This window comes from Novosphingobium sp. BL-A-28-Hi1-0D (assembly GCF_055521755.1).
This window is the reverse complement of the sequence record NZ_CM145502.1, coordinates 3,234,981-3,259,482: the sequence shown is the minus strand read 5'-3', so window position 1 is coordinate 3,259,482 and position 24,502 is coordinate 3,234,981. Positions and strand designations below refer to the sequence as shown.

Annotated in this window: 26 protein-coding genes and 3 tRNA genes; 22 read left to right on the top strand and 7 right to left on the bottom strand. The window is 62.8% G+C overall.

Annotated elements, in window-relative coordinates; genetic code table 11:
- The first annotated feature begins 53 nt into the window (after positions 1-53).
- The 6 genes from ACZ1JW_RS15790 (at position 54) to ACZ1JW_RS15765 (ending at position 4,766) form a co-directional block, all read left to right on the top strand.
- Positions 54-1,361, top strand: coding sequence for a thiamine pyrophosphate-dependent enzyme (locus tag ACZ1JW_RS15790; protein WP_465141263.1), 1,308 nt, complete (start codon positions 54-56; stop codon positions 1,359-1,361).
- Complete coding sequence (locus tag ACZ1JW_RS15785) at positions 1,358-2,413, top strand: alpha-ketoacid dehydrogenase subunit beta (RefSeq protein ID WP_465141262.1); 1,056 nt, start codon at positions 1,358-1,360, stop codon at positions 2,411-2,413. Before ACZ1JW_RS15790 ends, ACZ1JW_RS15785 begins: the two co-directional genes overlap by 4 nt.
- Before the next feature lie 5 nt (positions 2,414-2,418).
- Positions 2,419-3,765: a dihydrolipoamide acetyltransferase family protein gene (locus ACZ1JW_RS15780; protein ID WP_465141261.1), complete on the top strand. Its 1,347-nt coding sequence runs from the start codon at positions 2,419-2,421 to the stop codon at positions 3,763-3,765.
- A 29-nt stretch (positions 3,766-3,794) separates the two neighbouring features.
- A complete protein-coding gene (locus tag ACZ1JW_RS15775) occupies positions 3,795-4,367 on the top strand; it encodes a YdeI/OmpD-associated family protein (protein WP_465141260.1) in 573 nt (190 codons plus the stop codon).
- Positions 4,368-4,473: 106 nt separating this feature from the next.
- Positions 4,474-4,550: transfer RNA gene (locus tag ACZ1JW_RS15770), tRNA-Asp, on the top strand.
- Between the two features lie 139 nt (positions 4,551-4,689).
- Positions 4,690-4,766, top strand: a tRNA-Asp gene (locus ACZ1JW_RS15765).
- 59 nt (positions 4,767-4,825) lie between these two features.
- On the opposite strand, the gene ACZ1JW_RS15760 is transcribed toward ACZ1JW_RS15765, so the two are convergent.
- From ACZ1JW_RS15760 to ACZ1JW_RS15745, 4 genes are all read right to left on the bottom strand, one after another.
- Positions 4,826-5,044 (bottom strand): DUF2842 domain-containing protein, encoded by a 219-nt coding sequence (locus ACZ1JW_RS15760; protein WP_465125800.1) that lies wholly within the window; start codon positions 5,042-5,044, stop codon positions 4,826-4,828.
- Complete coding sequence (locus ACZ1JW_RS15755) at positions 5,041-5,628, bottom strand: 5-formyltetrahydrofolate cyclo-ligase (RefSeq protein WP_465125801.1); 588 nt, start codon at positions 5,626-5,628, stop codon at positions 5,041-5,043. The genes ACZ1JW_RS15760 and ACZ1JW_RS15755 overlap by 4 nt, the downstream gene beginning before the upstream one ends.
- Positions 5,629-5,827: 199 nt before the next feature.
- On the bottom strand, positions 5,828-6,184 hold the full coding sequence (locus ACZ1JW_RS15750) for a cell division protein ZapA (protein WP_465125802.1): 357 nt from the start codon (positions 6,182-6,184) through the stop codon (positions 5,828-5,830).
- Positions 6,181-6,609 carry a hypothetical protein gene (locus ACZ1JW_RS15745; protein ID WP_465141259.1) on the bottom strand — a complete coding sequence of 143 codons (429 nt, stop codon included), beginning with the start codon at positions 6,607-6,609 and terminating at the stop codon, positions 6,181-6,183. Before ACZ1JW_RS15745 ends, ACZ1JW_RS15750 begins: the two co-directional genes overlap by 4 nt.
- Between ACZ1JW_RS15745 and tkt the strand changes: the two genes are divergently transcribed.
- The 5 genes from tkt to ACZ1JW_RS15720 all read left to right on the top strand — a co-directional run bounded on the left by tkt (position 6,608) and on the right by ACZ1JW_RS15720 (position 12,351).
- Positions 6,608-8,575 carry a transketolase gene (gene tkt, locus ACZ1JW_RS15740; protein WP_465141258.1) on the top strand — a complete coding sequence of 656 codons (1,968 nt, stop codon included), beginning with the start codon at positions 6,608-6,610 and terminating at the stop codon, positions 8,573-8,575. The genes ACZ1JW_RS15745 and tkt overlap by 2 nt on opposite strands.
- A gap of 21 nt (positions 8,576-8,596) precedes the next feature.
- Positions 8,597-9,604, top strand: a complete 1,008-nt coding sequence (gap, locus tag ACZ1JW_RS15735) for a type I glyceraldehyde-3-phosphate dehydrogenase (RefSeq protein WP_144907090.1) — start codon at positions 8,597-8,599, stop codon at positions 9,602-9,604.
- A gap of 12 nt (positions 9,605-9,616) precedes the next feature.
- Positions 9,617-10,087, top strand: a complete 471-nt coding sequence (locus ACZ1JW_RS15730) for an MOSC domain-containing protein (protein WP_465141257.1) — start codon at positions 9,617-9,619, stop codon at positions 10,085-10,087.
- Positions 10,084-11,271 (top strand): phosphoglycerate kinase, encoded by a 1,188-nt coding sequence (locus ACZ1JW_RS15725; RefSeq protein WP_465141256.1) that lies wholly within the window; start codon positions 10,084-10,086, stop codon positions 11,269-11,271. The genes ACZ1JW_RS15730 and ACZ1JW_RS15725 overlap by 4 nt, the downstream gene beginning before the upstream one ends.
- 174 nt (positions 11,272-11,445) lie before the next feature.
- A complete protein-coding gene (locus ACZ1JW_RS15720; protein WP_465125807.1) occupies positions 11,446-12,351 on the top strand; it encodes a fructose bisphosphate aldolase in 906 nt (301 codons plus the stop codon).
- A 63-nt stretch (positions 12,352-12,414) separates the two neighbouring features.
- Here the strand turns inward: ACZ1JW_RS15720 and ACZ1JW_RS15715 are convergent, their stop codons facing one another.
- Complete coding sequence (locus ACZ1JW_RS15715) at positions 12,415-12,777, bottom strand: hypothetical protein (RefSeq protein WP_465125808.1); 363 nt, start codon at positions 12,775-12,777, stop codon at positions 12,415-12,417.
- Positions 12,778-12,857: 80 nt separating this feature from the next.
- Here ACZ1JW_RS15715 and thiE point away from each other — a divergent pair, with 80 nt between their 5' ends.
- The 3 genes from thiE to ACZ1JW_RS15700 all read left to right on the top strand — a co-directional run bounded on the left by thiE (position 12,858) and on the right by ACZ1JW_RS15700 (position 16,653).
- On the top strand, positions 12,858-13,502 hold the full coding sequence (thiE, locus tag ACZ1JW_RS15710) for a thiamine phosphate synthase (RefSeq protein ID WP_465141255.1): 645 nt from the start codon (positions 12,858-12,860) through the stop codon (positions 13,500-13,502).
- A 54-nt stretch (positions 13,503-13,556) separates the two neighbouring features.
- A complete protein-coding gene (locus ACZ1JW_RS15705; RefSeq protein WP_465141254.1) occupies positions 13,557-14,639 on the top strand; it encodes a L,D-transpeptidase family protein in 1,083 nt (360 codons plus the stop codon).
- A 64-nt stretch (positions 14,640-14,703) separates the two neighbouring features.
- On the top strand, positions 14,704-16,653 hold the full coding sequence (locus tag ACZ1JW_RS15700; RefSeq protein ID WP_465141253.1) for an OPT family oligopeptide transporter: 1,950 nt from the start codon (positions 14,704-14,706) through the stop codon (positions 16,651-16,653).
- Here ACZ1JW_RS15700 and ACZ1JW_RS15695 read toward each other — a convergent pair.
- Positions 16,650-17,021, bottom strand: a complete 372-nt coding sequence (locus tag ACZ1JW_RS15695) for a hypothetical protein (RefSeq protein WP_465141252.1) — start codon at positions 17,019-17,021, stop codon at positions 16,650-16,652. The two genes, ACZ1JW_RS15700 and ACZ1JW_RS15695, sit on opposite strands and share 4 nt — an antisense overlap.
- A 108-nt stretch (positions 17,022-17,129) precedes the next feature.
- On the opposite strand from ACZ1JW_RS15695, the gene efp reads away from it, so the two are divergent.
- The 3 genes from efp to ACZ1JW_RS15680 all read left to right on the top strand — a co-directional run bounded on the left by efp (position 17,130) and on the right by ACZ1JW_RS15680 (position 18,645).
- A complete protein-coding gene (gene efp, locus ACZ1JW_RS15690) occupies positions 17,130-17,693 on the top strand; it encodes an elongation factor P (RefSeq protein ID WP_144907081.1) in 564 nt (187 codons plus the stop codon).
- Positions 17,694-17,696: 3 nt separating this feature from the next.
- Positions 17,697-18,521, top strand: coding sequence for an inositol monophosphatase family protein (locus ACZ1JW_RS15685; RefSeq protein ID WP_465125813.1), 825 nt, complete (start codon positions 17,697-17,699; stop codon positions 18,519-18,521).
- Positions 18,522-18,561: 40 nt separating this feature from the next.
- A tRNA-Leu gene (locus ACZ1JW_RS15680) sits at positions 18,562-18,645 on the top strand.
- 13 nt (positions 18,646-18,658) lie between these two features.
- Here ACZ1JW_RS15680 and ACZ1JW_RS15675 read toward each other — a convergent pair.
- Positions 18,659-19,171 carry a hypothetical protein gene (locus ACZ1JW_RS15675; protein ID WP_465141251.1) on the bottom strand — a complete coding sequence of 171 codons (513 nt, stop codon included), beginning with the start codon at positions 19,169-19,171 and terminating at the stop codon, positions 18,659-18,661.
- Between the two features lie 132 nt (positions 19,172-19,303).
- On the opposite strand from ACZ1JW_RS15675, the gene radA reads away from it, so the two are divergent.
- The 5 genes from radA to alr all read left to right on the top strand — a co-directional run bounded on the left by radA (position 19,304) and on the right by alr (position 24,428).
- Positions 19,304-20,671 carry a DNA repair protein RadA gene (radA, locus tag ACZ1JW_RS15670; protein WP_465125815.1) on the top strand — a complete coding sequence of 456 codons (1,368 nt, stop codon included), beginning with the start codon at positions 19,304-19,306 and terminating at the stop codon, positions 20,669-20,671.
- Positions 20,672-20,683: 12 nt separating this feature from the next.
- Complete coding sequence (locus ACZ1JW_RS15665) at positions 20,684-21,238, top strand: CvpA family protein (RefSeq protein ID WP_465141250.1); 555 nt, start codon at positions 20,684-20,686, stop codon at positions 21,236-21,238.
- A gap of 1 nt (position 21,239) precedes the next feature.
- Positions 21,240-21,668 carry an iron-sulfur cluster assembly scaffold protein gene (locus ACZ1JW_RS15660; RefSeq protein ID WP_465142794.1) on the top strand — a complete coding sequence of 143 codons (429 nt, stop codon included), beginning with the start codon at positions 21,240-21,242 and terminating at the stop codon, positions 21,666-21,668.
- A gap of 77 nt (positions 21,669-21,745) precedes the next feature.
- Positions 21,746-23,374 (top strand): MFS transporter, encoded by a 1,629-nt coding sequence (locus tag ACZ1JW_RS15655; protein ID WP_465141249.1) that lies wholly within the window; start codon positions 21,746-21,748, stop codon positions 23,372-23,374.
- Position 23,375: 1 nt separating this feature from the next.
- Positions 23,376-24,428 (top strand): alanine racemase, encoded by a 1,053-nt coding sequence (gene alr, locus ACZ1JW_RS15650; RefSeq protein WP_465142793.1) that lies wholly within the window; start codon positions 23,376-23,378, stop codon positions 24,426-24,428.
- Positions 24,429-24,502: the final 74 nt, after the last annotated feature.

The following is a 24,502-nucleotide window of genomic DNA, read 5'->3' as shown; positions in this document are numbered from 1 at the left end:
AAGTGCAAAGCGCGATTCGATGCGGGAGAGTCGAAAATGCAGGCGTTCACAGGATGAGCGGCGGAACGAACGGTGGTGCGCGCGGCAACTTGCCGCCGCTCTCGCTCCACGTGCCGGAACCGAAGTTCCGCCCAGGAGACGAGGTGGATTACTCTCATCTGGTCATCCCTCCCGCTGGCGCTCAGCCCCGACCTGACGAGCAGTGCGCGGCTTCAGAAACACAGGCGTTGTGCTTCGATCTGGTGCGTGTGCTGGGTGAGGATCATCGTGCGGTCGGGCCGTGGGATCCGAAGCTGGATGCCGAGACACTGCGCCGCATGCTCCGCACGATGGCGCTGACCCGTGCGTTTGACGACCGGATGTATCGCGGGCAGCGGCAGGGCAAGACCAGCTTCTATATGAAGTGCACGGGTGAGGAAGCCACTTCGGTCGCACCGGCGATGGCGCTGGCGGACGACGATATGGTCTTCCCAAGCTACCGCCAGCAGGGCATCCTGATCTCGCGTGGCTATCCGATCGTCGAAATGATCAACCAGATCTATTCGAACCGCGCGGACAAGCTGAAGGGCCGCCAGTTGCCGATCATGTACTCCGCGCGCGAAGCATCGTTCTTCACGATCAGCGGAAACCTTGCGACGCAGTATCCGCAAGCCGTGGGCTGGGCCATGGCAAGCGCGATCAAGGGGGACACCCGGATCGCTGCCACGTGGATTGGTGAAGGATCCACGGCCGAGGGCGACTTCCACTCCGCGATGACCTTTGCGACCGTCTATAACGCACCGGTCATCTTCAACGTCGTCAACAACCAGTGGGCGATTTCGAGCTTTTCGGGTTTCGCGGGGGCCGAGCGCACGACCTTTGCCGCGCGAGCTATCGGGTATGGCATGGCGGGGCTGCGGGTGGACGGGAACGATCCGCTCGCGGTCTATGCCGCGACGAAATGGGCGGCTGACCGTGCCCGCTCGAACGCGGGGCCGACGCTGATCGAGCACTTCACCTATCGCGCCGAGGGTCATTCGACCTCGGACGATCCCGGCCAATATCGCTCGGCGCACGAGCGTGAGGAATGGCCGCTCGGGGATCCGATCAATCGCCTCAAGCATCATCTGATCGTGCTTGGCGAGTGGTCCGAAGAGCAGCACGCCGCGATGGACCGCGAACTGATGGAGCAGGTCAAGGCGGCGACCAAGGAGGCCGAGAAAAACGGCATCCTGGGCCACGGTCTGCACCACCCCTTCCACACCATGTTCGAGGACGTGTTCGAGGAACTGCCCTGGCATCTCAAGGAACAGAGCGAGCAGGCGATCCATGAGCGTCGCGTGAAATGGCCAGAGTGGTCGGAAGCGTGGAAGGAAGCATGACCTACGAAGAATCACCGGTCAGTCTCGCCGAGGCTCCGACCCGCCGCCTCAACATGATCGAGGCGATCAACGATGCGCTCGACATCATGATGGAGCGCGATCCCAATGTTGTCGTCATGGGCGAGGATGTCGGCTATTTCGGCGGGGTTTTCCGTGCCACTGCTGGCCTGCAAAAGAAGCATGGCAAGACCCGCGTGTTCGACACGCCGATCAGCGAGTGCGGGATCATCGGCGTGGCCGTGGGCATGGGCGCCTATGGCCTCAGGCCTGTCCCTGAAATCCAGTTCGCCGACTATATCTATCCGGGACTGGATCAACTGGTCTCGGAAGCGGCGCGCCTGCGCTATCGTTCTGCAGGTGAGTTCACTGCGCCGATGACGGTGCGTTCACCCTTCGGCGGCGGGATTTTTGGTGGGCAGACCCACAGCCAGAGCCCGGAAGCGCTGTTCACCCACGTCTCGGGCATCAAGACGGTGATCCCGTCCACCCCGCACGATGCCAAGGGCCTGCTGATCGCAGCCATCGAGGACAATGACCCGGTCATTTTCTTCGAACCCAAGCGCATCTACAACGGCCCTTTCAACGGCTATTATGACAAGCCGGTCGAGCCTTGGGCCAAGCATGCCGACAGCGTGGTGCCGGAAGGGTACTATTCAATTCCCTTGGGCAAGGCGCGCATCGTGCGGCCGGGCAATGCCTTCACCGTGCTGGCCTATGGCACGATGGTTCACGTCGCTGCTGCGGTCTGTGCCGAGAAGGGCGTGGACGCCGAGATTATCGACCTGCGCACGCTCGTTCCGCTGGATATCGAGACTGTGGAGAACTCGGTGGAAAAGACCGGCAAGTGTCTGATCGTCCATGAAGCGACACGCACCTGCGGCTTTGGTGCTGAGCTTTCCGCGCTGGTGCAGGAGCGTTGCTTCTACCACCTCGAAGCCCCGATTGAGCGCGTGACCGGGTTCGACACACCCTATCCGCACAGCCTCGAATGGGCATACTTCCCCGGCCCGGTCCGCATCGGCGAGGCCATCGACCGCCTGACGAAAGCCTGAGTCCCATGGGAACCTACACATTCCGCCTGCCCGATATCGGTGAAGGCATTGCCGAGGCCGAAATCGTTGCCTGGCACGTGGCTGTCGGCGACATGGTCGAGGAAGACGGCCGCCTTGCCGACATGATGACCGACAAGGCGACCGTCGAGATGGAAAGCCCGGTTTCGGGCAGGATCGTCTCGATCGCCGGAGAGGTCGGCGACGTGGTTGCGATCGGCTCGGCACTTGTCGTGATTGAGACGGACGGGGAAGGGGAGGCAGAGGCGCCTGCGCATTCACAGTCCACCTCTCCTGCTCCGACGGCTAAAGTCGTGGAAGAGCGGATCGAGGTAGAAACGCCCGACGCGGCAGATGTGGAGAGGGTAGAGGCTGCAGCGCCGTCTCCGCCGTCTCCGCCGTCTCCGCCGCCTCCACCCGCGCCGACGCCCAAGCAAGTCCCAGCCAAGCCGGTCGCACAGTCAGTTACGCGTGACGCCGGAGCCAAGGTCCTTGCCAGCCCAGCAGTGCGCCAGCGCGCGCGCGAGCTGGGCATCGACTTGTCCGAAGTGCGCCCGTCCGAGGAAGGCCGCGTGCGCCATGCCGATCTCGACCAGTTCCTCGCCTATAACGCGATGGGGGGATACCGCTCGGCAGGCGCAGAGCGGGGCGACGAAATCATCAAAGTCATCGGCATGCGCCGCCGCATTGCCGAGAACATGGCGGCATCCAAACGACACATTCCGCATTTCTCCTATGTCGAGGAATGCGATGTGACGGCGCTCGAAGCCATGCGCGAGCAGTTGAACGCCAATCGGGGGGACAAGCCGAAGCTTACCTTGTTGCCTCTGCTGATCACCGCGATCTGCCGCACACTGCCGCAATTCCCGATGATCAACGCGCGTTATGATGACGAGGCGGGCGTGGTCACCCGCTATGGTGCGGTGCATCTTGGCATGGCGGCGCAGACGCCCGCGGGGCTGATGGTTCCGGTGATCCGCAACGCACAGAGCCTCAACCTGTGGCAACTTGCGCGCGAAATTGTGCGCCTTGCTGAGGCGGCGCGCAGCGGCAGCGCAAAGTCGGAAGAGCTTTCTGGTTCGACGCTGACCATTACCTCGCTCGGCCCCCTGGGCGGCGTGGCGACGACGCCGGTGATCAATCGCCCCGAAGTTGCCATCATCGGCCCCAACCGTATTATCGAGCGCCCGATGTTCGTGCCGGACGGCATGGGTGGCGAGCGGATCGAGAAGCGCAAGCTGATGAACATCTCGATGAGCTGCGACCACCGGGTGGTTGATGGGCACGATGCGGCCAGCTGCGTCCAGGCTATCAGGAAGTTGATCGAAACGCCGGTGCTGCTGCTGACCGATTGATGTGGTAGATCTGCGGATCGGAGGTGGCCATGCCGACAACTGATCCGCGCATTGATGATCACATTGCGAAGGCGGGCGCATTTGCGCGGCCGATCCTCGAGCGATTTCGCGCGCTGGTGCACCGGGAGGTTCCCGAGTGCGTCGAAGCAATCAAGTGGGGCATGCCGCACTTTACGCTTGGTGGTAAGAACCTAGCAGGCATGGCTGCGTTCAAGGCGCATGTTTCGGTGTTTTTCCATCACGATGAGCAGCCGGGCGGCACCGGACCATTCCGCAAGATCGCGTCACTTGACGAGTTCCCCGACGAGGGAATCGTGGCCGAGAGGCTGAAGGCTGCGGTTGCGCGTCTTTCCGCGCCAAAGACTGCCAGGCCTCGGGCGGGGATAAAGCCCGTTCCTGAAATGCCGGACGCGTTTCGGGCTGCCCTTGAAGCTGCTGCCTTGGGTGAGCGCTTTGCAGCGATGCCACCCGGCCAGCGCCGCGAGTACATCGAATGGATCGGCGAGGCGAAGACCGAAGTTACACGCGGCAACCGCGTTGCGCAGGCGGTGGAATGGATCGGCGAGGGCAAGAGCCGCAACTGGAAGTACCAGAAATGCTGAGCGACATTTGGTCGGCAAAAGGAAAATGCAGGCAGGCAGAAAATGACGTTCAAAGAGCGTTGACAGCCTGCAAACTCTGCCATAGAGGCGGCGCTCCCAAGGGTGAGCGGGTGTAGCTCAGTTGGTTAGAGTATCGGCCTGTCACGCCGAGGGTCGCGGGTTCAAGTCCCGTCACTCGCGCCATTGGGAAGATGATAAAGGCGCCTTCGGGCGCCTTTTTCTTTGCCTATCTGCCGGGTGCCAAGCTGTGGAAAAATTCCCGCTTTCAAGCCCGTTGACACACCGCCAGACCTGCCATAGAGGCGCGGCTCCCAAGGGGTACGCGGGTGTAGCTCAGTTGGTTAGAGTATCGGCCTGTCACGCCGAGGGTCGCGGGTTCAAGTCCCGTCACTCGCGCCACCTTGGGAATTTCCAACAGCAGTAGCGGTTAGAATGCGGCGGGGCTTAAGCCCCCCGTTTCAGCCCCAGCGTCCGGTTTCCATCCAGATAAGAAACCGCCGCAGCGGTAACAGCCACACGGTGCCAAGCACGATGTAGGCGAGTGTCTGCAGCAGCACGTGCCACGTCCCGATCACGTCCGACAGTGCGGCTACGCCAAGGGCATATATCGTGAGCGCGGCGACGAGGCCGAGGATTCCTACGGGTTTGCGCCAGGTCGGCTTGTAATCCTGATTCACGCGTCACGCTCCCATGGGCCGTAGATTCGTGTTGGCGTTACCACGGCGTGGAGCGGAACGTCATGCGGCTCGCGGGGCAGGTCGTCGACCCGCTGGCAATCCCATGCGAGCCCAATGGGCAGCGTTGCCGGATTCGCTTCAAGCCAGCGATCATAGTGCCCGCCGCCTTGGCCCAACCGTCCGCCATCTGCGCTGAAGCCAACGAGTGGCACGAACAGCACCTCGGGGACGACTTCGGCAGCGTCGCTGGCAGGCTGTACGATCCCTTTCCACGGACCGGGTTCAAGCAATTCGTCAACCCACGGCGAGGCCCATTCGCGGAACATCATCGGTGATGTACGATCTGCAAACCATGGCAATGCAACCTTGTGCCCGGCTTCGTGGAGCACTTGCGCGTAGGCAGTAGCAGGGGCTTCGGCGGGACCGGCGAGATAGAGACCGATTGTTGCACCTGCCGGTACCATTGCCAGCACAGGCGAGGGCGGCCGGCGAAACATCAGGGCTTTCACGCGCGGATCAAGCGACGCCACATGGGCATTGCGCTGCGCCCTGAGTTGCTCGCGCAGCGCGGTCTTGGCTTCCACGGGGTGCTCCGGATCAGTATTAGAGGGGGTGACGGGCCCACCATGGGTCGTTAGCTCGGAAAATCCTCTGACGCCTCGACGTCAGGTGGGGACCGCTTACTCAGGACCAGGGTCCCATGCAGGGGCAGCCCCCTTGGATTGCTTATAGCCTCAGGGATGTTCATGCGGCTCGTACCGGGCAGATCCCGTCACTGCCTAGTTAAGCGCTCACAGGCCCTTGCTCAAGGGCACCGGCAAGTTTTTCAATACGCTCGGCCAGTTGGAGCACGCGATCGACGAGGCGCCTCTCGGTCTCAGGGTCTGCGATGACTTCGACGGGGGCAGCCGCAGGAGCGGGGGCAGGGGACGGAGCAGGTGCCTGCTTGTGCGCCTCGTGAAGCTCATCAGCCAGCATCAGCGCGGCAAAAAGCAGCATGCGCGGCTCATTCTGTCCGCCGCCAATCTTGCGGGCGCGCTCGTCGATCATGCGGCCGAGCATCTCGATGTGCTCTTCCTCGCCATCGGCGCATGATACGCCGAAAAGACGTCCACCGATCGGAAGGCTGACATTGCTCATTTGGGCAGGCCTGCCAGCAGAAGATCAAGCTGTCGCAATTCCTGCGCTACAGTATCCTTGAGTCTGCGATGGCGGACCTTGAGAAGCGCCAGCTCCTCTCCTCCCGCGTCGCCCCGCGTTCCCTGTTGTGCAACCGCGTTCTCGACTTGCACGAGCACCTGCTCAAGCCTGTCCAGCGCGGCGTCCAGTGCTTCCGTCGCCATGGTCGAGCACGCTACCACATTGCCGCTCGTGCGCAACAGTCTGGCAGGAAAGGTCGCGGAAACTGCTGGCCAAAACCGGGACTTGTGCGTCTGCAGCAAAGAAGCGCCCCCCGCAGCCTTGACCCTTGGCCCTATGGTGACCAAAGAGGCCCCGCTCCGAATCACCGGATTCATGCGGTCAATGCCGTTCGGCCGCACGCAGGGAAGGGCTTTTTTCAGCATGACACGCGATTCAACCGCGCTGGCTTCCATGGCCAACGCGATCCGTGCGCTTGCCATGGACGCGGTTCAGGCAGCCAATTCCGGTCACCCCGGCATGCCCATGGGCATGGCCGACGTGGCGACCGTGCTGTGGACCCAGTTCCTGAAGCACGATCCTGCGGCACCTAACTGGTCCGACCGTGACCGCTTCATCCTCTCGGCCGGTCACGGCTCGATGCTGATCTATGCGCTGCTCCACCTGACGGGGTACGAAAGCCCGACGATGGAGGACATCCGCAACTTCCGTCAGCTGAACAGTGTCTGCGCCGGGCACCCGGAGAACTTCCTCATCCCCGGCGTTGAGCTGACCACCGGTCCTCTCGGGCAAGGCCTTGCCATGGCCGTGGGCTTCGCGATGGCCGAACGCCACCTCAACGCGCAGTTCGGCAGCGAACTGGTCGATCACAACACCTGGGTAATCGCCGGTGACGGCTGCCTGATGGAAGGCATCAACCACGAAGCGGTGGGCCTTGCCGGCACGCTGAAGCTCGGCCGCTTGAACGTGCTGTGGGACGACAACAAGATCACCATCGATGGCGACACTTCGCTTTCGACCACTGAAGACATTCTCGGTCGCTACGCAGCCTCGGGTTGGCACGTCGCCTCCTGCGACGGGCACGACTTCGCCGACATCGCGCGCGCACTGTCGGAAGCGCAGGCCGATCCTCGCCCTTCGCTGGTCGCCTGCCGCACGATCATCGGCAAGGGCGCGCCCAACAAGCAGGGCGGGCACAACGTCCACGGCGCGCCGCTGGGTGCCGACGAAATCGCTGCCGCGCGCGAATACCTTGGCTGGACCTCGGCTCCGTTCGAGCTTCCGGCAGACATTCTCGCCAACTGGCGCTCGTCGGCTGAACTGGGCAAGGCCGCTCGCGCTGAGTGGGAAGCCCGCGCTGCCGCGAACCCGCAGGCCGCAGAACTTGCTCGCCGTATGGCGGGTGATCTCCCGGCTGAGACCGGCTTTGACGCCTACGTACAGTCGCTGATCGCCAATCCGCCCAAAGTCGCCACGCGCAAGTCGAGCGAAATGGCGCTCGAAGCCTTCACCGCGAATGTGCCGGAAATGGTTGGCGGTTCGGCTGACTTGACCGGCTCGAACAACACCAAGACCAAGTCGACCGCGCCGTTTACGCCGGAAAGCTACGACGGGCGCTACGTCTATTACGGCATCCGCGAATTCGGCATGGCCGCTGCGATGAATGGTATGGCGCTGCACGGCGGGATCATTCCCTACGGCGGCACGTTCCTGGTGTTCTCGGACTATTGCCGCAATGCCGTGCGCATGTCGGCGCTGCAGCACGTCCGGGCGATCTACGTGTTCACCCACGATTCCATTGGCCTTGGCGAAGACGGTCCGACCCACCAACCGGTCGAGCATGTCATGTCGCTGCGCATGATCCCGAACCTGCTGGTGTTCCGTCCGGCCGACGCCATCGAGACGGCCGAGGCCTGGTCGCTGGCCTTGGCGAACAAGCACCGTCCTTCGGTGCTCGCGCTGACTCGCCAGAACCTGCCGCCGGTCCGCTTCGATGCCGAGATGAAGAGCGCAAAGGGCGCCTATCGCCTCGTTTCCTCAACTGCTGCGCGCAAGGTCGTGCTGTTGGCTTCAGGTTCGGAAGTCGAGATCGCGATGAAGACGGCCGCTGCGCTTGAGGAAAAGGGCATCGGCACCGACGTCGTTTCCTTCCCCTGCTGGGAACTGTTCGACGAGCAGGATGCCGCTTACAAGGCCGACCTGCTCCCCGCCGATGCGCTCAAGGTCTCGATCGAGGCTGGCGTGACGCTTGGCTGGCAGAAGTACGTTGGCGATGGCCTGACCATCGGCATCGACAGCTTCGGCGCATCGGCTCCGGCCGAAGTGCTGTTCGACCACTTTGGCCTCACGGCTGAAAAGATTGTCCCGCAGGTTCTCGCGCGGGTTTCGTAAATTCAACAGGAGAAAGCTGACATGGCGATCAAGGTTGCGATCAACGGTTTCGGACGCATCGGGCGCAATGTGGCCCGCGCCATTCTTGAACGGCCCGATTGCGGGCTCGAACTGGTTTCGATCAACGATCTGGCTGATGCCAAGGCGAACGCCCTGCTGTTCAAGCGCGACAGCGTGCACGGTGCGTTCTCGGGCGAAGTCTCGGTCGATGGCAATGACCTGATCGTCAACGGCCAGCGCATCCAGGTAACGGCCGAGCGCGATCCCGCGAACCTGCCGCACGCCGCCAACGGCATCGACATCGCGCTGGAATGCACCGGCTTCTTCACCAACCGCGATGGCGGCCAGAAGCACATCGACGCAGGTGCCAAGCGCGTTCTGATCTCGGCTCCTGCCAAGAACGTTGACCTCACGGTCGTCTATGGCGTGAACCACGACAAGCTGACCGCCGATCACAAGATCGTGTCGAACGCCTCTTGCACCACCAACTGCCTCGCGCCGATGGCCAAGGTGCTGCACGAAGCCATCGGTATCGAGCGTGGCCTGATGACCACGATCCACTCGTACACCAACGACCAGAAGATCCTCGATCAGATCCACAGCGATCCGCGTCGTGCCCGCGCCGCTGCGATGAACATGATCCCGACAAGCACCGGCGCGGCCGTTGCCGTGGGTGAAGTTCTGCCCGACCTCAAGGGCAAGCTCGACGGCTCGTCGATCCGCGTGCCGACCCCGAACGTCTCGGTCGTCGACCTGACCTTCACGCCCAAGCGCGACACCACTCTCGAGGAAGTGAACGGCGTCCTCAAGGCTGCTGCCGAAGGCGCGCTCAAGGGCGTGCTCGGCTACACCGAAGAGCCGCTGGTCTCGATCGACTTCAACCATGATTCGCACTCGTCGACCATCGACAGCCTCGAAACCGCCGTTCTCGAAGGCAAGCTGGTCCGCGTGCTTTCGTGGTACGACAATGAGTGGGGCTTCTCGAACCGCATGCTCGACACTGCGGGCGCGATGGCGAAGTTCCTTTAAGGATAAGCTGACATGAGCGGGCGTCTCGGTGGCATTGCACGGCATGATAGGCCGCGCGGGGCCATTGAGACGCTCGATCACGTTTCGGTGACCCGCGAACTTGGCGTTCGCGGCGATCTGCGTGGGGCAATCCGTCCCGGTAAATCTGGACGCAGGCAGGTCTCGCTGATTGAGGCCGAAAGCTGGGAAGCGGCAATCGCCGAACTGTGGCCCACACCGGATCATGACTTGCCATGGCACGTGCGCCGGGCAAACCTGCTGGTGCAGGGCATCCGTCTCCCGCGCGAGCCGGGCAAGGTCATCGCCATCGGCAAAAGCCTGCGGATCGAGACTACCTGCGAATGCGACCCATGCCACCGCATGGATGAAATCCACCCCGGCCTCAAACGCGCGCTCATGCCAGACTGGCGTGGCGGTGTGCTCGGCCGTGTGATCAGCGATGGCGAGATTGCCATCGGCGACGAAGTGAGGATCGAGGAATGAGCTTCAAGACGCTTGACGATATCGGCGACCTGACCGGCAAGACCGTGCTGGTGCGCGAAGACCTCAACGTGCCGATGGCCGATGGCGTCGTCACTGACGACACCCGCCTGCGCGCCACGATCGCCACACTCAACGAGCTTTCGGACAAAGGTGCCAAGGTCCTCGTCCTTGCCCACTTCGGCCGTCCGAAGGGGCAACCTTCCGAAGAATTCTCTCTGAAGAAGCTCGCTGCTCCGCTCTCGCATGTGCTGGGCCGTCCGGTCAGCTACATCGACTGGGAAGGCGACAAGGCTGCGGTTGCGGCTCTTGCACCCGGCGCAATCGCCGTTCTCGAGAACACCCGCTTTTTCGGCGGCGAAGAGAAGAACGATCCGGCGGTGATCGAGCGCTTCGCCGGCCTTGGTGACATTTACGTCAATGATGCATTCTCCGCCGCTCACCGTGCCCACGCCTCGACAGAAGGACTTGCCCACGTGCTGCCGGCCTATGCAGGTCGCGCAATGGAGGCCGAACTCAAGGCGCTGCAAAAGGCGCTTGGTGAGCCTGAGCGTCCGGTGGCCGCAGTTGTCGGCGGAGCAAAGGTCTCGACCAAGCTCGAAGTCCTCAAGCACCTCGTCAGCAAGGTCGACCATCTGATCATCGGTGGCGGTATGGCCAACACCTTCCTCGCCGCCCGCGGTGTGAACGTCGGCAAGTCGCTGTGCGAGCATGACCTGACCGGCACCGCCGAGGAAATCCTCGACAACGCCGACAAGGCGGGCTGCACGGTCCACCTGCCGTATGACGTCGTCGTTTCAAAGGAATTTGCCGCCAATCCGCCGTCGCTTCGCACCTGCAATGTGCACGAAGTTGCGGCCGACGAGATGATCCTCGACGTCGGTCCGGCAGCAGTCGAAGCACTGGCCGATGCGCTCAAAACCTGCCGCACGCTGGTCTGGAATGGTCCAATGGGCGCATTCGAGACCGAGCCGTTCGATACTGCCACGGTCGCTTTGGCTCGGACCGCAGCTGCGCTGACCAAGGAAGGTTCGCTGGTTTCCGTGGCTGGTGGCGGCGATACCGTAGCTGCGCTCAACCACGCAGGTGTCGCAGCCGATTTCTCCTACGTCTCGACTGCAGGCGGTGCCTTCCTTGAATGGATGGAAGGCAAGGTGCTTCCCGGCGTGGCCGCACTCGAAGCGTAAAAAATTGAGGAGCGCGTGTTGCACTGCGGCACGCGCTCCTTTATGGCGCGTATCCGCATAGGAATGCGCCAGTCCCGACGCTCGCTTCAAACGCTGAGCGTCTTTTTAAGGCGCATTTGCGCATAGGTATGCGGAGCCGGAAATCGGGGCTTTCCGCCAGAACAGGACGGGCTGATGAACACGACCGAAATGACCGCCAAGATGGCCTCCGGAAATGGCTTCATTGCCGCTCTCGACCAGTCGGGCGGATCGACGCCAAAGGCGCTGGCGGGCTATGGCGTGACCGAAGATGCATGGACCACCGAAGAGGAAATGTTCGGCCTGATCCACGAGATGCGCGCCCGCATCATCCGTTCCGACGTTTTTCATGGCGACAAGGTGATCGGCGCGATCCTGTTCGAGCGCACCATGGACGGTACCGTCGATGGCAAACCGGTTCCGCAGGCACTGATCGAGAAGGGCGTCGTACCCTTCATCAAGATCGACAAGGGCCTGGAAGACGAAGTCAACGGTGTCCAGCTGATGAAGCCGATGCCAACGCTCGACGAACTGCTGACCCGTTCGAAGGCCATGGGCGTCTATGGCACCAAGGAACGCTCGGTGATCAACTCGGCCAACCGCGAAGGCATTGCCGCCGTGGTAGCTCAGCAGTTCGAAGTCGGCCGCCAAGTGCTCAGCCACGGCATGATGCCGATCATCGAGCCGGAAGTGAACATCAAGAGCGAGACACGCGCCGAGTGTGACGCGATCCTGCTCGAGGAAATTCTCAAGAACCTCGATGCGCTCCCTGAAGGCACGCAGGTCATGCTCAAGCTTTCGCTGCCGATCGTGCCCTGCACGTTCGATCCGCTGGTCGCGCACCCCAAGGTGCTGCGCGTGGTCGCGCTTTCGGGTGGTTACAAGCGCCCCGAGGCTTGCGTCGAACTCGCCAAGAACACCGGCATCATCGCCAGCTTCAGCCGCGCCCTGCTCGAAGACCTGCGTCATCAGATGACCGACGCGGAATTCGACGCAGCGCTGGGCGCCGCGATCGACGAAATTTACACCGGCTCGACGCAGAAGACCCTCGTCGCCGCGTAAGCATTACCGTTTGAGAGGACGGAAAGGCCGCCCCGTCACCGGCACAGCCGGGGCGGGGCGTTTTCATTGGGCCACGCTGAAGTGGAAGCGGTAGTCCGAAGGCTTCAGCTGCGTATCGGTCATCCGACCCGGTTCGACCGAATCGAGCATAAGCCCGTCTGAAGGCTCGCCCAAGGTGAACCTGCGGGTCTCGAAGGTTCCTCCGCGCATGACCGTTGCTTCGACGATCACGCGTCCGGCCCAGACGCAGCGAGCGTTCATCGGGCAGCGGCTGTCCTCGATCAGGGCGTCGGGGCGAACCTTGGCGCTGCCGACCAGCGTCGTTTCGCCGATCATGGCGAAGCCGTCGGTGCGTTCGGCCTTTGGGATCACGGCGCATGAAGCGAGCGAGATAGCGGGGATCAGGGCAAGAAGTGTTTTGGTCATTCGACGACAATGCGGTTGGCGCATGAACCGTTCCGGAACCGACGTTGCAGCTTGGCCTGTGAAGCGATAAGGCGCGCGCCATGGCCAAGCTATCCTCAGAACTCTACCTGATCTCCCCGCTCGACGTGGGCGGTACTTTTCCTGACAGACTTGCACGGGCGCTTGACGCCGGCCCGGTTGCCGCGTTCCAGTTCCGGGTGAAGGGCATCGACGAGCATGCCGCAGCAACACTTGCCGAGCCTCTGCAGCGCATCTGTGCTGATCGGGACGTTGCCTTCATCATCAACGATTCCACCAGTCTGGCCAAGCGCCTCGGAGCTGACGGGGTTCATCTGGGGCAGGACGATGGCGACGTTAAGGATGCGCGCGACCGCCTCGGGCGGAATGCCCAGATCGGTGTTACCTGCCACGACAGTCGCCACATGGCGATGGATGCGGGCGATGCGGGTGCCGATTACGTGGCCTTCGGCGCGTTCTTTCCATCGAGCACAAAGGAGACCAAGCACGTCGCCGGGCTGGACCTGCTTGAGTGGTGGCAGTCGATCTTCGAACTGCCCTGTGTCGCGATCGGCGGCATCACGCCTGCCAATTGCGGCCCATTGGTCCAGGCAGGCGCGGACTTCCTCGCTGTCAGCAATGCCGTGTGGAATGGTGACGAAGCGGCCAACGTCGCGGCCTTCTTCGATGCAATCCGTGCCAATCCCCGAGTGACCGTAGAGGATTGAGGGAACGAGCGGACGGGGCCGGGGTTCTCTCACGGAAACCATAATGGAATCCCAATGCCCCGTTTTTCCGCTGCCGCGCTTGCCGTCCTTGCGCTGACCGCCTGTAATTCCCGGAAGCCCGATCCCGCCCCGACCGAAACCGTTGCAGCGGCTCCCGCTTTCGTCGTGCCAATGGCTTCGACCGATCCGGCACCGGGGCAACCTGCTGCGCCTGAAGACGCCGCCCGTCCGGTGATGCAAGCGCAGGTCGTGCTCGAACGCCTCGGCTTTTCTCCCGGTGTGATCGACGGCAAGACGGGCCTGTCTACTACCAACGCCGTCAGCGGTTTCCAGAAGGCGAGCGATCTGCCTGTTTCAGGCAAGTTCGATGCGCCGACGATGCAGGCGCTTGGCCGATGGTCGAACATTACCGCAACGCGCATCGTCACCATCCCCGATGACTTCGCCAAGGGTCCATTCGTCCCGCTACCCAAGGATCCTGCGCAACAGGCCAAGCTTCCCGAAATGGCCTACACCTCGCTCGAGGAGAAGCTGGCGGAACGCTTCCATACCACGCCCGAAGTTCTGCACGGGCTCAATCCACAGATTGCAAACGGCGCCTTCGCGGCGGGTCAACAGATACGAGTGCCTAATACCGGTGGCGATCGCATCGATCCGTCAAAGGTTGACAACAAGGGCTGGCTTGCGACGCTAGCCACGCTCGGGGTGAGTGACGCCCAGCCCGAAGCGGCGCGGATCGCTGTAAGCAAGTCCAATGGCACGCTCATGGCCTATGACAAGGCCGACAAACTGGTTGCTGTGTTCACGGTTACGACCGGTTCGGAAAAGGACCCGCTTCCGCTCGGCGACTGGAAGATCAACGGAACCTCGTTCAATCCCGAGTTTTCGTACGATGCCAGCCTGTTCTGGGACGTTCCCGACAGCAAGGGCGAGCATCTCCTTCCTCCTGGTCCGAACGGTCCGGTTGGCGTGGTATGGATCGACCTGTCCAAGGAGCATTATGGCATCCACGGCACGCCCGAGCCGCAGACCATCGGCCGCGCCGAGAGCCATGGCTGCGTGCGCCTGACGAACTGGGATGCCGCACGGCTTGCGCAGATGGTCTCAGGTTCGACGAAGGTTTCGTTTGTAAGCTGATGCGGCTTCCCATGCGCGGCTGCCCGTGCAAGACAGAAGACCGGTCGCAGCGCATGGAGCACGAATGAGCGGGATTGCCCCAAGGGAACTGACACTTCGCGGCGTGGTGCTGGGCGCGATACTCACGGTCGTGTTCACTGCCGCAAACGTTTACCTAGGCCTGCGTATCGGCCTGACGTTTGCAACATCCATTCCCGCAGCCGTGATATCGATGGCCGTGCTGCGTGCCTTTTCCGGGACAACGATCCAGGAAAACAACATCGTCCAGACTATCGCCAGCTCTGCGGGCACGCTTTCGGCTATCGTCTTCGTCCTGCCCGGCCTTGTCATGGTGGGATGGTGGGCGGACTTCCCCTACTGGGAGTCTGTCGCGGTAATCGCAGTCGGCGGCATCCTCGGCGTCATGTACTCGGTCCCGCTGCGCCGCGCGCTGGTGACGGGCTCGGACCTGCCATACCCTGAAGGCGTTGCCGCAGCAGAAGTGCTCAAGGTTGGCGCGGGCGTTGGTGGAGCCGAAGAGAACCGCAAGGGGCTTGCCGCTGTCACCGCCGGTGGCCTGCTTGCCGCGCTCTACCCGCTGCTCGCCAAGATGAAGCTCGCAGTCGAGGAAGTAGGCGGCGCGTTCAAGGTCGGCTCGGGCGGATCGATGATGTTCGGCGGCCTCTCGCTGGCGCTGGTCGGCGTGGGGCACCTCGTAGGTCTTGCCGTTGGCATCGCCATGCTCGTGGGAATCGTCATCAGCTTCGGCGTCCTCCTCCCGCAACTCACGGCAGGGGGAATTCCAGCTGGGACCGAACTCGCCGACTTCATCGGTACCGTTTTCCGCCAGAAGATCCGCTTCATCGGCGCAGGCACCATCGGCATCGCCGCGATCTGGACTCTGCTGCGTGTGATCGGACCCATCGTGCGTGGCATCACCGCTGCCATCGCCGCCAACCGGGCCCGCAGCGGAGCCGGTATGTCTGGCCTTGAGTTGTCCGAGCGCGATATTCCCATCGGCATCGTCGGCGGCACGATCATCCTCGCGATGGTCCCGATTGCCCTGCTGCTTGCCGACTTCGCTGTCGGCGGCCCGGTCGCTGGAGCGCTAGGCCTGACCCTCACGGCCTCGGTGATTTACGTGCTGGTTGCAGGCATCGTCATCGCTTCGGTGTGCGGCTATATGGCCGGCCTGATCGGCGCATCGAACAGCCCGATCTCGGGCGTCGGCATTCTCGCCGCGCTCGGCATCTCGCTCCTGCTTCTCGCTCTGTTCGGTCAAGGCGGCAGCGAGGCGGACACCAAGGCGCTGGTTGCCTTCGCACTCTTTGTCACGGCCATCGTCTTCGGCGTGGCGACGATCTCGAACGACAACCTGCAAGACCTCAAGACCGGCCAACTCGTCGGGGCGACGCCATGGCGACAGCAGGTCGCCCTGATCCTCGGCGTGCTGTTCGGCGCACTGGTGATTCCGCCAATTCTCGACCTGCTCAACTCCACCTTCGGCTTCCAGGGCGCGCCGGGGGCAGGGGAGAACGCGCTGTCCGCCCCCCAAGCCTCGCTCATATCCGCCATCGCGCAAGGCGTGCTTGGCGGCAGTCTCGACTGGAACCTCGTTGGCCTTGGCGCTGCCATCGGCGCAGGCGTCGTCTTCGTCGACGAACTGCTCAAGCGCGCAGGCCGCGGCTCTCTTCCGCCGCTGGCTGTCGGCATGGGGATGTACCTGCCCACGCAGGTGACCATGATGGTCATTGTCGGCGCAGTCCTCGGCCACCTCTACAACAAGTGGGCCGCGCGCCAGTCAGCGCCGGAGTTTGCCGAACGGATGGGTGTGCTCACCGCAACCGGCCTGATCGTCGGCGACAGCCTGTTCAATATCGCCTACGCCGCCATCGTCGCCGCGACGGACAATCCCGATGCACTCGCCATTGCCGACGGCTTCCCTGCCGCGCTCCCGGTTGGCGTCATCGCCTTTGCCGGGATCATCGCCTACGCCTACTGGCGCATGCGGAGAGACAGTGTGACCGCGGTCTAGGTCGTAAGGGAGAGAGGACCCGCGTGGACGCAGCGCAGCCCCGTCGGCGCGTCGTCGGTCCCCAGTTCGCGCAGGATCTCCTCGCCATCCATCACGAACCGCCGCCCCGAAAAGACGCCACTGGTCAGCGTGAGCCGGTCTGCCAGGCGCAGATAGCTCCCCCGCGAACCATCGGGCGCGACATAGGACGAGTCGGCAATTGTCTCAAAGCCCAGTTCAGGCTTGGCGACTGGAGTTACCGTGGCGTCCCCCGGAATCTCGCACGTCCAGTCACCCTTGGGTAGGACCATGAGCTTGCCTCCAGGCACGGCCTGCGCCACGCTGGCCAAGCCAAGTACTCCGACGACAAGAATGATCACGCGCTTCATGGGCTTCGCGCTAGCACGCCGTGCCCGCATCAGGCAATCATGCTTGAAGCTTCACGCCCGAACCGCTAAGGGCCGCGCTTCCCTACTCACGGTAAGGCTCTTTCCATCATGAAGATCAGCGGCGTGGACATCCGTCCGGGCAATATCCTGGAATACGAAAAGGGCATCTGGAAGGTCGCCAAGACCCAGCATACCCAGCCCGGCAAGGGCGGCGCCTTCATGCAGGTCGAGATGAAGAACCTCATCGACGGCCGCAAGACCAACGTCCGCTTCCGCAGCGCCGACACTGTCGAGCGCGTCCGTCTCGACACCAAGGACTTCCAGTTCCTCTATGCCGAGGGCGACGATCTGGTGTTCATGGACGTCGAAACCTACGACCAGATCACGCTGCCGTCCGATCTTCTCGGCGATGCCGCCGCGTTCCTGCAGGATGGCATGACCGTCCTCCTCGAAATGTACGACGAGCGCCCGATTTCGGTGCAGCTGCCCGACCAGGTCGAAGCGACCATCGTCGAGGCCGACGCCGTGGTTAAGGGCCAGACCGCTTCGTCCAGCTACAAGCCCGCCATTCTCGACAACGGCGTGCGCGTGATGGTTCCGCCGCACATCGGCAGCGGCACCCGCATCATCGTCGACGTCTACGAGCGTACGTACGTCGGCAAGGTGGGCTGATCGATGGCAGCCATTTCCGGCCTGATGCGCGTGATGGAGCGTGCGGCGCGCAAGGCGGGTGGCCGCCTGCGCCGCGACTTCGGGGAGATCGAGCATCTTCAGGTCAGCAAGAAGGGCCCGGCAGACTTCGTCTCGAAGGCAGACCAGCACGCCGAACGCACCTTGTGGGACGAACTGCGTGCGGCACGTCCGGGCTGGGGCTTCCTTATGGAAGAAGGCGGCGAGATCGCTGGCGAACCGGGCAAGCCCCGCTTCATTATCGACCCGCTCGACGGTACGACCAACTTCCTCCACGGCATCCCGCACTTCGCGATCTCGATCGCCGTGCAGGAACCGACGCTGGACGGAAAGGGCTGGGGTGAAGTCACCGCAGCGCTGGTCTATCAGCCGATCACCGACGAAAGCTTCTGGGCCGAAAAATCGCAGGGCGCCTGGTTGCAGGACCGTCGCCTGCGCGTCTCGGCGCGTCGCCACATGGACGAAGCGCTGATCGCCACCGGCATTCCGTTTGCCGGCCGCGGTGACATCAACGAGTGGGCCAGGATCTACGCCGAACTGGGCCCGCGTATCGCCGGGATACGGCGCTTTGGTGTCGCCTCGCTCGATCTCGCATGGGTCGCTGCCGGTCGCTTCGATGGCTTCTGGGAATCAGGACTCTATCCCTGGGATACGGCTGCCGGTTGCCTGCTGGTCCGTGAGGCGGGCGGCTTCGTGTCCGACTACAAGGGCCGCTCGCAGCCGATCTGTGACGAGACGATCCTTGCCGGTAACGATGCGCTGCACTCGAAGCTGCACAAGCTTCTTGCCGGAGCGCTTCGCGGCGCTTGACCTTTTGACAGGGCACTGGCTAAGGCCGGTGCCCTGAAGTGCCCCTGTGGCGGAATGGTAGACGCGAACGACTCAAAATCGTTTGTAGCAATACGTGCCCGTTCGAGTCGGGCCAGGGGCACCATTCTCTTTTGATCTCAGTCGATGCTTTCGGACCCGGACCGGGCAGCCGACTGCTCGGCCAGTGCGCTGATCTGCTGCTGCGTTGGCAGGATCGGCTCTTGCGCCATCCGTTTCAGCCGCTCTTCTTCCAGCTTGCGCAGATAGGCGGCGCGCTGCTCGGGCGTCATGCGGGCAAGCGCTCTCTGATCAACTTCGATGATGATTGGCGCTGGTTGCACCATCATTCCGGCCGGAATGTAGCTGCTGTCACCGCCACCGCCGCCATCCATCGGTGCGCCGAAAGGTCCATTGAAGCCCCCACCGCCGCCTGATTTGCGCTTGTCTGATCTCTTGTCAGTCAGTTTGGCCTTGGCAGCCCGCGTCTCGGCTGCGTTGTGTCTGGCAACTTTCTGGCTCTTTGCCATGGCCTGCTGCGCATCGCCATCGGCAAACACGGCCACGACCGTGGACAAGGCCACGGTGACGACCGCGAAGTGGCGGTACATCTTGGGATCTATGCCAAGGAAATGATTGGTCGGCGCAGCCATGGATAAGGGACATACCTGATCCTCCGTTAAGGATGATCCCAGACACCATGGTTAGCAAACCGCTACCGGCAACCGCTGCCATTTCGGCGGGACATGGCTTGCGTTCCATCTATGTTCTGGTAGTTGGCGGACATGGCCAAACCCAAACGTCGCTTCGTCTGCCAGGCCTGTGGCAGCGTCACCAATCGCTGGCAGGGTCAGTGCGCCGATTGCAGTGAGTGGAACACGCTCGCCGAAGAAGCGCCCGAAACGATCTTCTCGTCCAAGCACGATCTGTCGAGCGGTGGCCGCCGCGTTGCCTTCGTGCCCCTCGATGCGCCCATCGCCCTGCCGGTTCGCCGGTCGACCGGAATCGCCGAATTTGACCGTGCGTTGGGCGGTGGTCTGGTGCCGGGCTGCGCGATCCTGATGGGTGGCGATCCGGGTATCGGCAAGTCCACGCTCCTGCTGCAGGCATCGGCCAAGGTCGCGATGGCAGGCGGCGATGCGATCTACATCAGCGGCGAAGAAGCGTCGGATCAGGTGCGCCTGCGGGCTGACCGGTTGGGCCTTGGCAAGGCGCCGATCCAGCTCGCGGCTGCTACTTCGGTGCGCGACATCCTGACGACCCTCGGCTCGATGAACCCGCCGTCGCTGCTGGTGATCGATTCGATCCAGACCATGCATTCCGACCAGATCGAAGGCGCACCGGGCACGGTCAGTCAGGTGCGTGGCTGCGCGTTCGAACTGATCCGCTACGCCAAGGAGAACGGCGTCGCTCTGGTTCTGGTCGGCCACGTTACAAAGGACGGTTCCATCGCCGGCCCCCGTGTGCTCGAACACATGGTTGATGTGGTGATGAGCTTCGAGGGGGAACGCAGCCACCAGTACCGCATCCTGCGTGCCTTGAAGAACCGCTTCGGTGCTGTGGATGAAATCGGCGTCTTCGCCATGGCAGGGGCGGGGCTGGAGGAAGTCGGCAACCCTTCGATGCTGTTCCTTTCGGGGCGTGAGGACCAGGTAGCGGGCAGCGCAGTGTTCCCCGCGCTTGAAGGCACACGTCCCGTTCTGGTCGAGATCCAGGCCCTCACTGTCCGCCTGGCGAGCGGTGCAACGCCTCGCCGTGCGGTCGTCGGTTGGGACAGTGGTCGCCTCGCGATGCTTCTTGCCGTACTAGAAGCCCGATGCGGGCTCAGTTTCTCGACTGCTGAAGTCTATCTCAATGTCGCGGGCGGATACCGGCTGACCGATCCGGCGGCCGATCTTGCGGTCGCTGCGGCCTTGATCTCGGCCTTGTCCGATCGCCCGCTGCCACAATCATCGATCTGGTTCGGTGAAGTTTCTCTCGCTGGTGAAGTTCGCCCGGTTGCCCACACGCCTGTGCGCCTGCGTGAGGCTGCAAAACTTGGCTTTACGCTCGGTTGCGGGCCGGAGGCGGGGGCTGAAAAGGTGGATGGCTTGCGCTATTCCCCGCTCAAGCTCCTGCCAAATCTGATTGACCGGGTGATGGGCGGCTCATAGGTTTTCAGGGATATGACCGGCCTTGATTATGTAGTCCTCATCCTCGTCGGCATCGGTGCCGTCGGCGGTTTCATGCGCGGCTTCGTCGAGGAGGTCCTGTCGCTGGCCGCGTGGTGCCTTGCCTTGCTGGCGGTTCACTACTTTCACGAACCGCTCACGCTGTGGCTGGCCGATCACTTGCCGACGGAGACGGGCGCAGGCGTTCTTGCGTTCTTCCTGCTGCTGCTCTTGCCTTATCTCGGCACCCGGATGATCGCGCGCCGCATGGGAAGCACAAGCCGCGAATCCGTGATCGGCCCGATAGACCGCTTGCTCGGCTTCGGCTTCGGTGCGGTGAAGGGCTTCATCATCGTCGTGCTGGGCTATTCCATAGTGGTCTTCGGATACGATCTGGTCTGGGGTGAGGATGGGCGGCCCGATTGGATCGTGGAATCCCGCACCTATCCGTTCCTGAACGCCGCCAGCGAGGAATTGCTGACCCTTATCTCGGAACGGCGCGAGGCTGCGGCAGAGCAGGCGAAGGAAGTGGCCAAGCGCAAGGCTCGCCAGCAAGTTCTGGGTGAGTGAGATGAACACGCGCGGGCTCTACACGCCCGAAATCCTGGCTGGCGCCATGGGGCTTTCCGAGTTTCCGTGGGATGAAACCTTGCCGCTGCGAGGTTCAGCGCGATCCCGCAGTTGCGGCAGCGCAATCGAGCTAGGGTTGTCCATTGATGCTGCCGGATCGATCGATCGCCTTGCCTTGCGCCCTCACGCCTGCGCGGTGGGGCAGGCAGCCGCCAACATCTTCGCCCGGAGCGCTCGAGGTCGGACCCGCGCCGATATCGCACTAGCCCGTGACTCTCTCGCGCGATGGCTGGCGGGTGAGGGGAGCGAGCCTGACTGGCCGGGAGTTGGTCTGCTGGCACCGGCTCTTGGCTATCCCGCCCGTCACGCCGCAATCCTGCTGGCTTGGGACGCTGCGCTCGAAGCGCTTCCAGCTCAGGTGTCTGCCTGAAGCAATGCAGGGCTTGCCGCAGGCGCGGCCCCTTCGCTACAGCACCAGCCAACAAATACGTGTCGGGGGAATTCTGCGTGTCGTCCACCATTGCCAACGGGCAGCTTCCTGAGCCGAGCGCTTCGGAAATCCGCCTCGTCATTGCCGCAAGCTCTGCCGGTACCGTGTTCGAATGGTACGATTTTTTCATATACGGCACGCTCGCCGCAATCATCGGCAAAACCTTCTTCCCGTCCGACAATGCAACGCTGCAACTCCTGCTCGTCTGGGCCGGCTTCGCAGTCGGCTTCGGCTTCCGCCCTCTCGGTGCCGTCCTGTTCGGCTATCTGGGTGACAAACTGGGCCGCAAGTACACCTTCCTCGTCACAGTCACCCTCATGGGGATTGCCACGGCAGGCGTCGGCCTGATCCCATCGGCGGACAGCATCGGCCTGGCGGCCCCCGCCATCGTCATCTTTCTGCGCGTTCTTCAAGGACTTGCGCTTGGTGGTGAGTATGGCGGAGCGGCGGTCTATGTCGCCGAACATGCCCCCGGCGGCAGGCGCGGCTATTACACCAGCTATATCCAGGCGAGCGTGGTCGGCGGCTTCGTCCTCAGCCTGATCGTGGTGCTTTCAAGCAAGGGGTTGATGAGCGAAGCGGTGTGGAATGCTTGGGGATGGCGCGTGCCGTTCCTCGTCAGTCTCGCCCTGCTCGGCGTGTCGCTGTGGATGCGGCTCAAGCTGTCGGAAAGCCCTGTTTTCAAGGCGATGAAGGAGCAGGGCGAGCTTGCTGGCAATCCCTTTGTCGAGAGCTTTACCTATCCCGGCAACAAGCGCCGGATATTCATCGCTTTGTTCGGAATCGCCGCTGGACTGACCGTGATCTGGTACACGGCGATGTTCTCCAGCCTCGGATTCCTCAAGTCCGCCATGCGGATGGATGATACGACGGCTGAGGTCATCGTCGGTATTGGTGGTGCCATCGGCATGGTGTTCTATCTGATCGCTGGCGCTCTCTCGGACCGCATCGGACGCAAGAAGCCGATTGTCATCGGGTATGCTCTGACTCTCCTGCTGCTGTTCCCGACGTTCTGGCTGCTGGGCTCGGCGGCGAATCCGGAGCTTGCAGGTGCTGCGCAGAGGAACCCGGTGGTCGTTTCCGGTTCTGACTGTGATTACAGTCCCTTCGCTGCCGAACAGACCAGCAGATGCGGCAAACTGCTCGCCGATCTCTCGGCGTCGGGAATTTCCTACTCTCTGAGGCAGACGGGCAACTTCACCGCAACTGTCGGAGGCAGAGCGCTAACTCTCGAGAGCTATCCATGGACTGGCAAGGCCGCTGAACGCGCCAAGGCCCTGCAGGCGGAACTCTCCACTTACGGCTACGATTTTGCCAAGGTGAAGCCTTCGACCGGACGCCTCGCCCTGGTCCTCGTCGCCCTTGTCCTCCTGATGGCAATGTCGGGCGCGACGTATGGGCCGGTGGCGGCGCTCCTTTCGGAAATGTTCCCTCCGCGTATCCGCTATAGCTCGATGTCGATCCCCTATCATCTTGGGACAGGGTACTTCGGGGGTTTCCTGCCGCTGATTTCGAGCTACATCGTGGCGCGGACCGGCGATCCCTATGCCGGGCTATGGTACACCTGGGTCATTGTTCTGGTTGCATTTCTCGTCTCGCTATGGGGATTGAAGCCGGGGCTTCCGACCGATTTCACGGACGACTGACATCACCCCGCTACCCCCTGCCTCCCTGCGCCTCGGCTTCGACGCTGACGCACTTGCCGCGAACTGGCGCACGCTTGATGACCTGTCCTGCAAGGCTGCAGCGGGGGCTGCGGTCAAGGCCGATGCCTATGGCGTAGGTGCCGCGCGGGTCATGCCGGTACTCTCGGCAGCGGGATGTCGCGACTTCTTTGTGGCGCACTGGTCCGAAGTCCCTGAAATTCTTGAGCTTGTTCCTCCTGAACAGATCGCGGTCCTCCATGGCCCGGCCAGTGCTGCCGAAGCGGACTTCGCCCGGGCGACGGGGGTGCGCCCCGTGCTCAACAGTCTGCATCAGGTTCGCGTCTGGCAGGAGAGCGGCGGCGGTGCCTGCCACCTGATGGTGGACACCGGGATGAACCGACTCGGGCTGTCACTCGCTGACCTGTCCGACCCCGCTCTGGCCTCCCTCGATGTAGACATCTGCATGAGCCACCTTGCCAGCGCTGACGAGGACGTTGCCCAGAACGAAGACCAACGCAGGCGGTTCGAGGCGGTGAGGGCGCAGGTTCCCGCGCGTCGCTATAGCCTTGCAAACAGCGCGGGGATTGCGCTGGGCGAGTCTTTCCATGCCGACCTGACGCGGCCCGGCATTGCTCTGTACGGCGGCGTGGCGCGCTCCGAACTTGCGGGCAAGATCGCTCAGGTCGTCAGGCCCGAGGCAGCGGTGCTTCAGGTCCGCGAACTGCAACCGGGCGACAAGGTTGGCTATAACGCGTTGTTTACGGCCAGTTCGCCGATCCGCGTCGGGGTATTGGCGATCGGTTATGCCGATGGGTACTTGCGCTGCTGGTCGTGCATCGGGAGTTTCCACTGGCAGGGCCGCAAGGCGCGCGTGCTTGGGCGCGTGTCGATGGACCTGACGATCGTCGACCTTTCGGACATGCCGGACTGCAAGGAGGGTGACTGGCTGGTCGCAGATTACGACCTGCCGTCTGCTGCCAATCAGAGCGGTCTTTCGCAGTACGAACTGCTCACGCTGATGGGAAAACGCTTTTCGCGCCAAAGCGGTAATTGATTGGACTGGTCAAGATTTGTTGCGCCGCACATGCTGCACATGCTAAAAGCTTTTTAACGTCGCAGCGGGGGGTC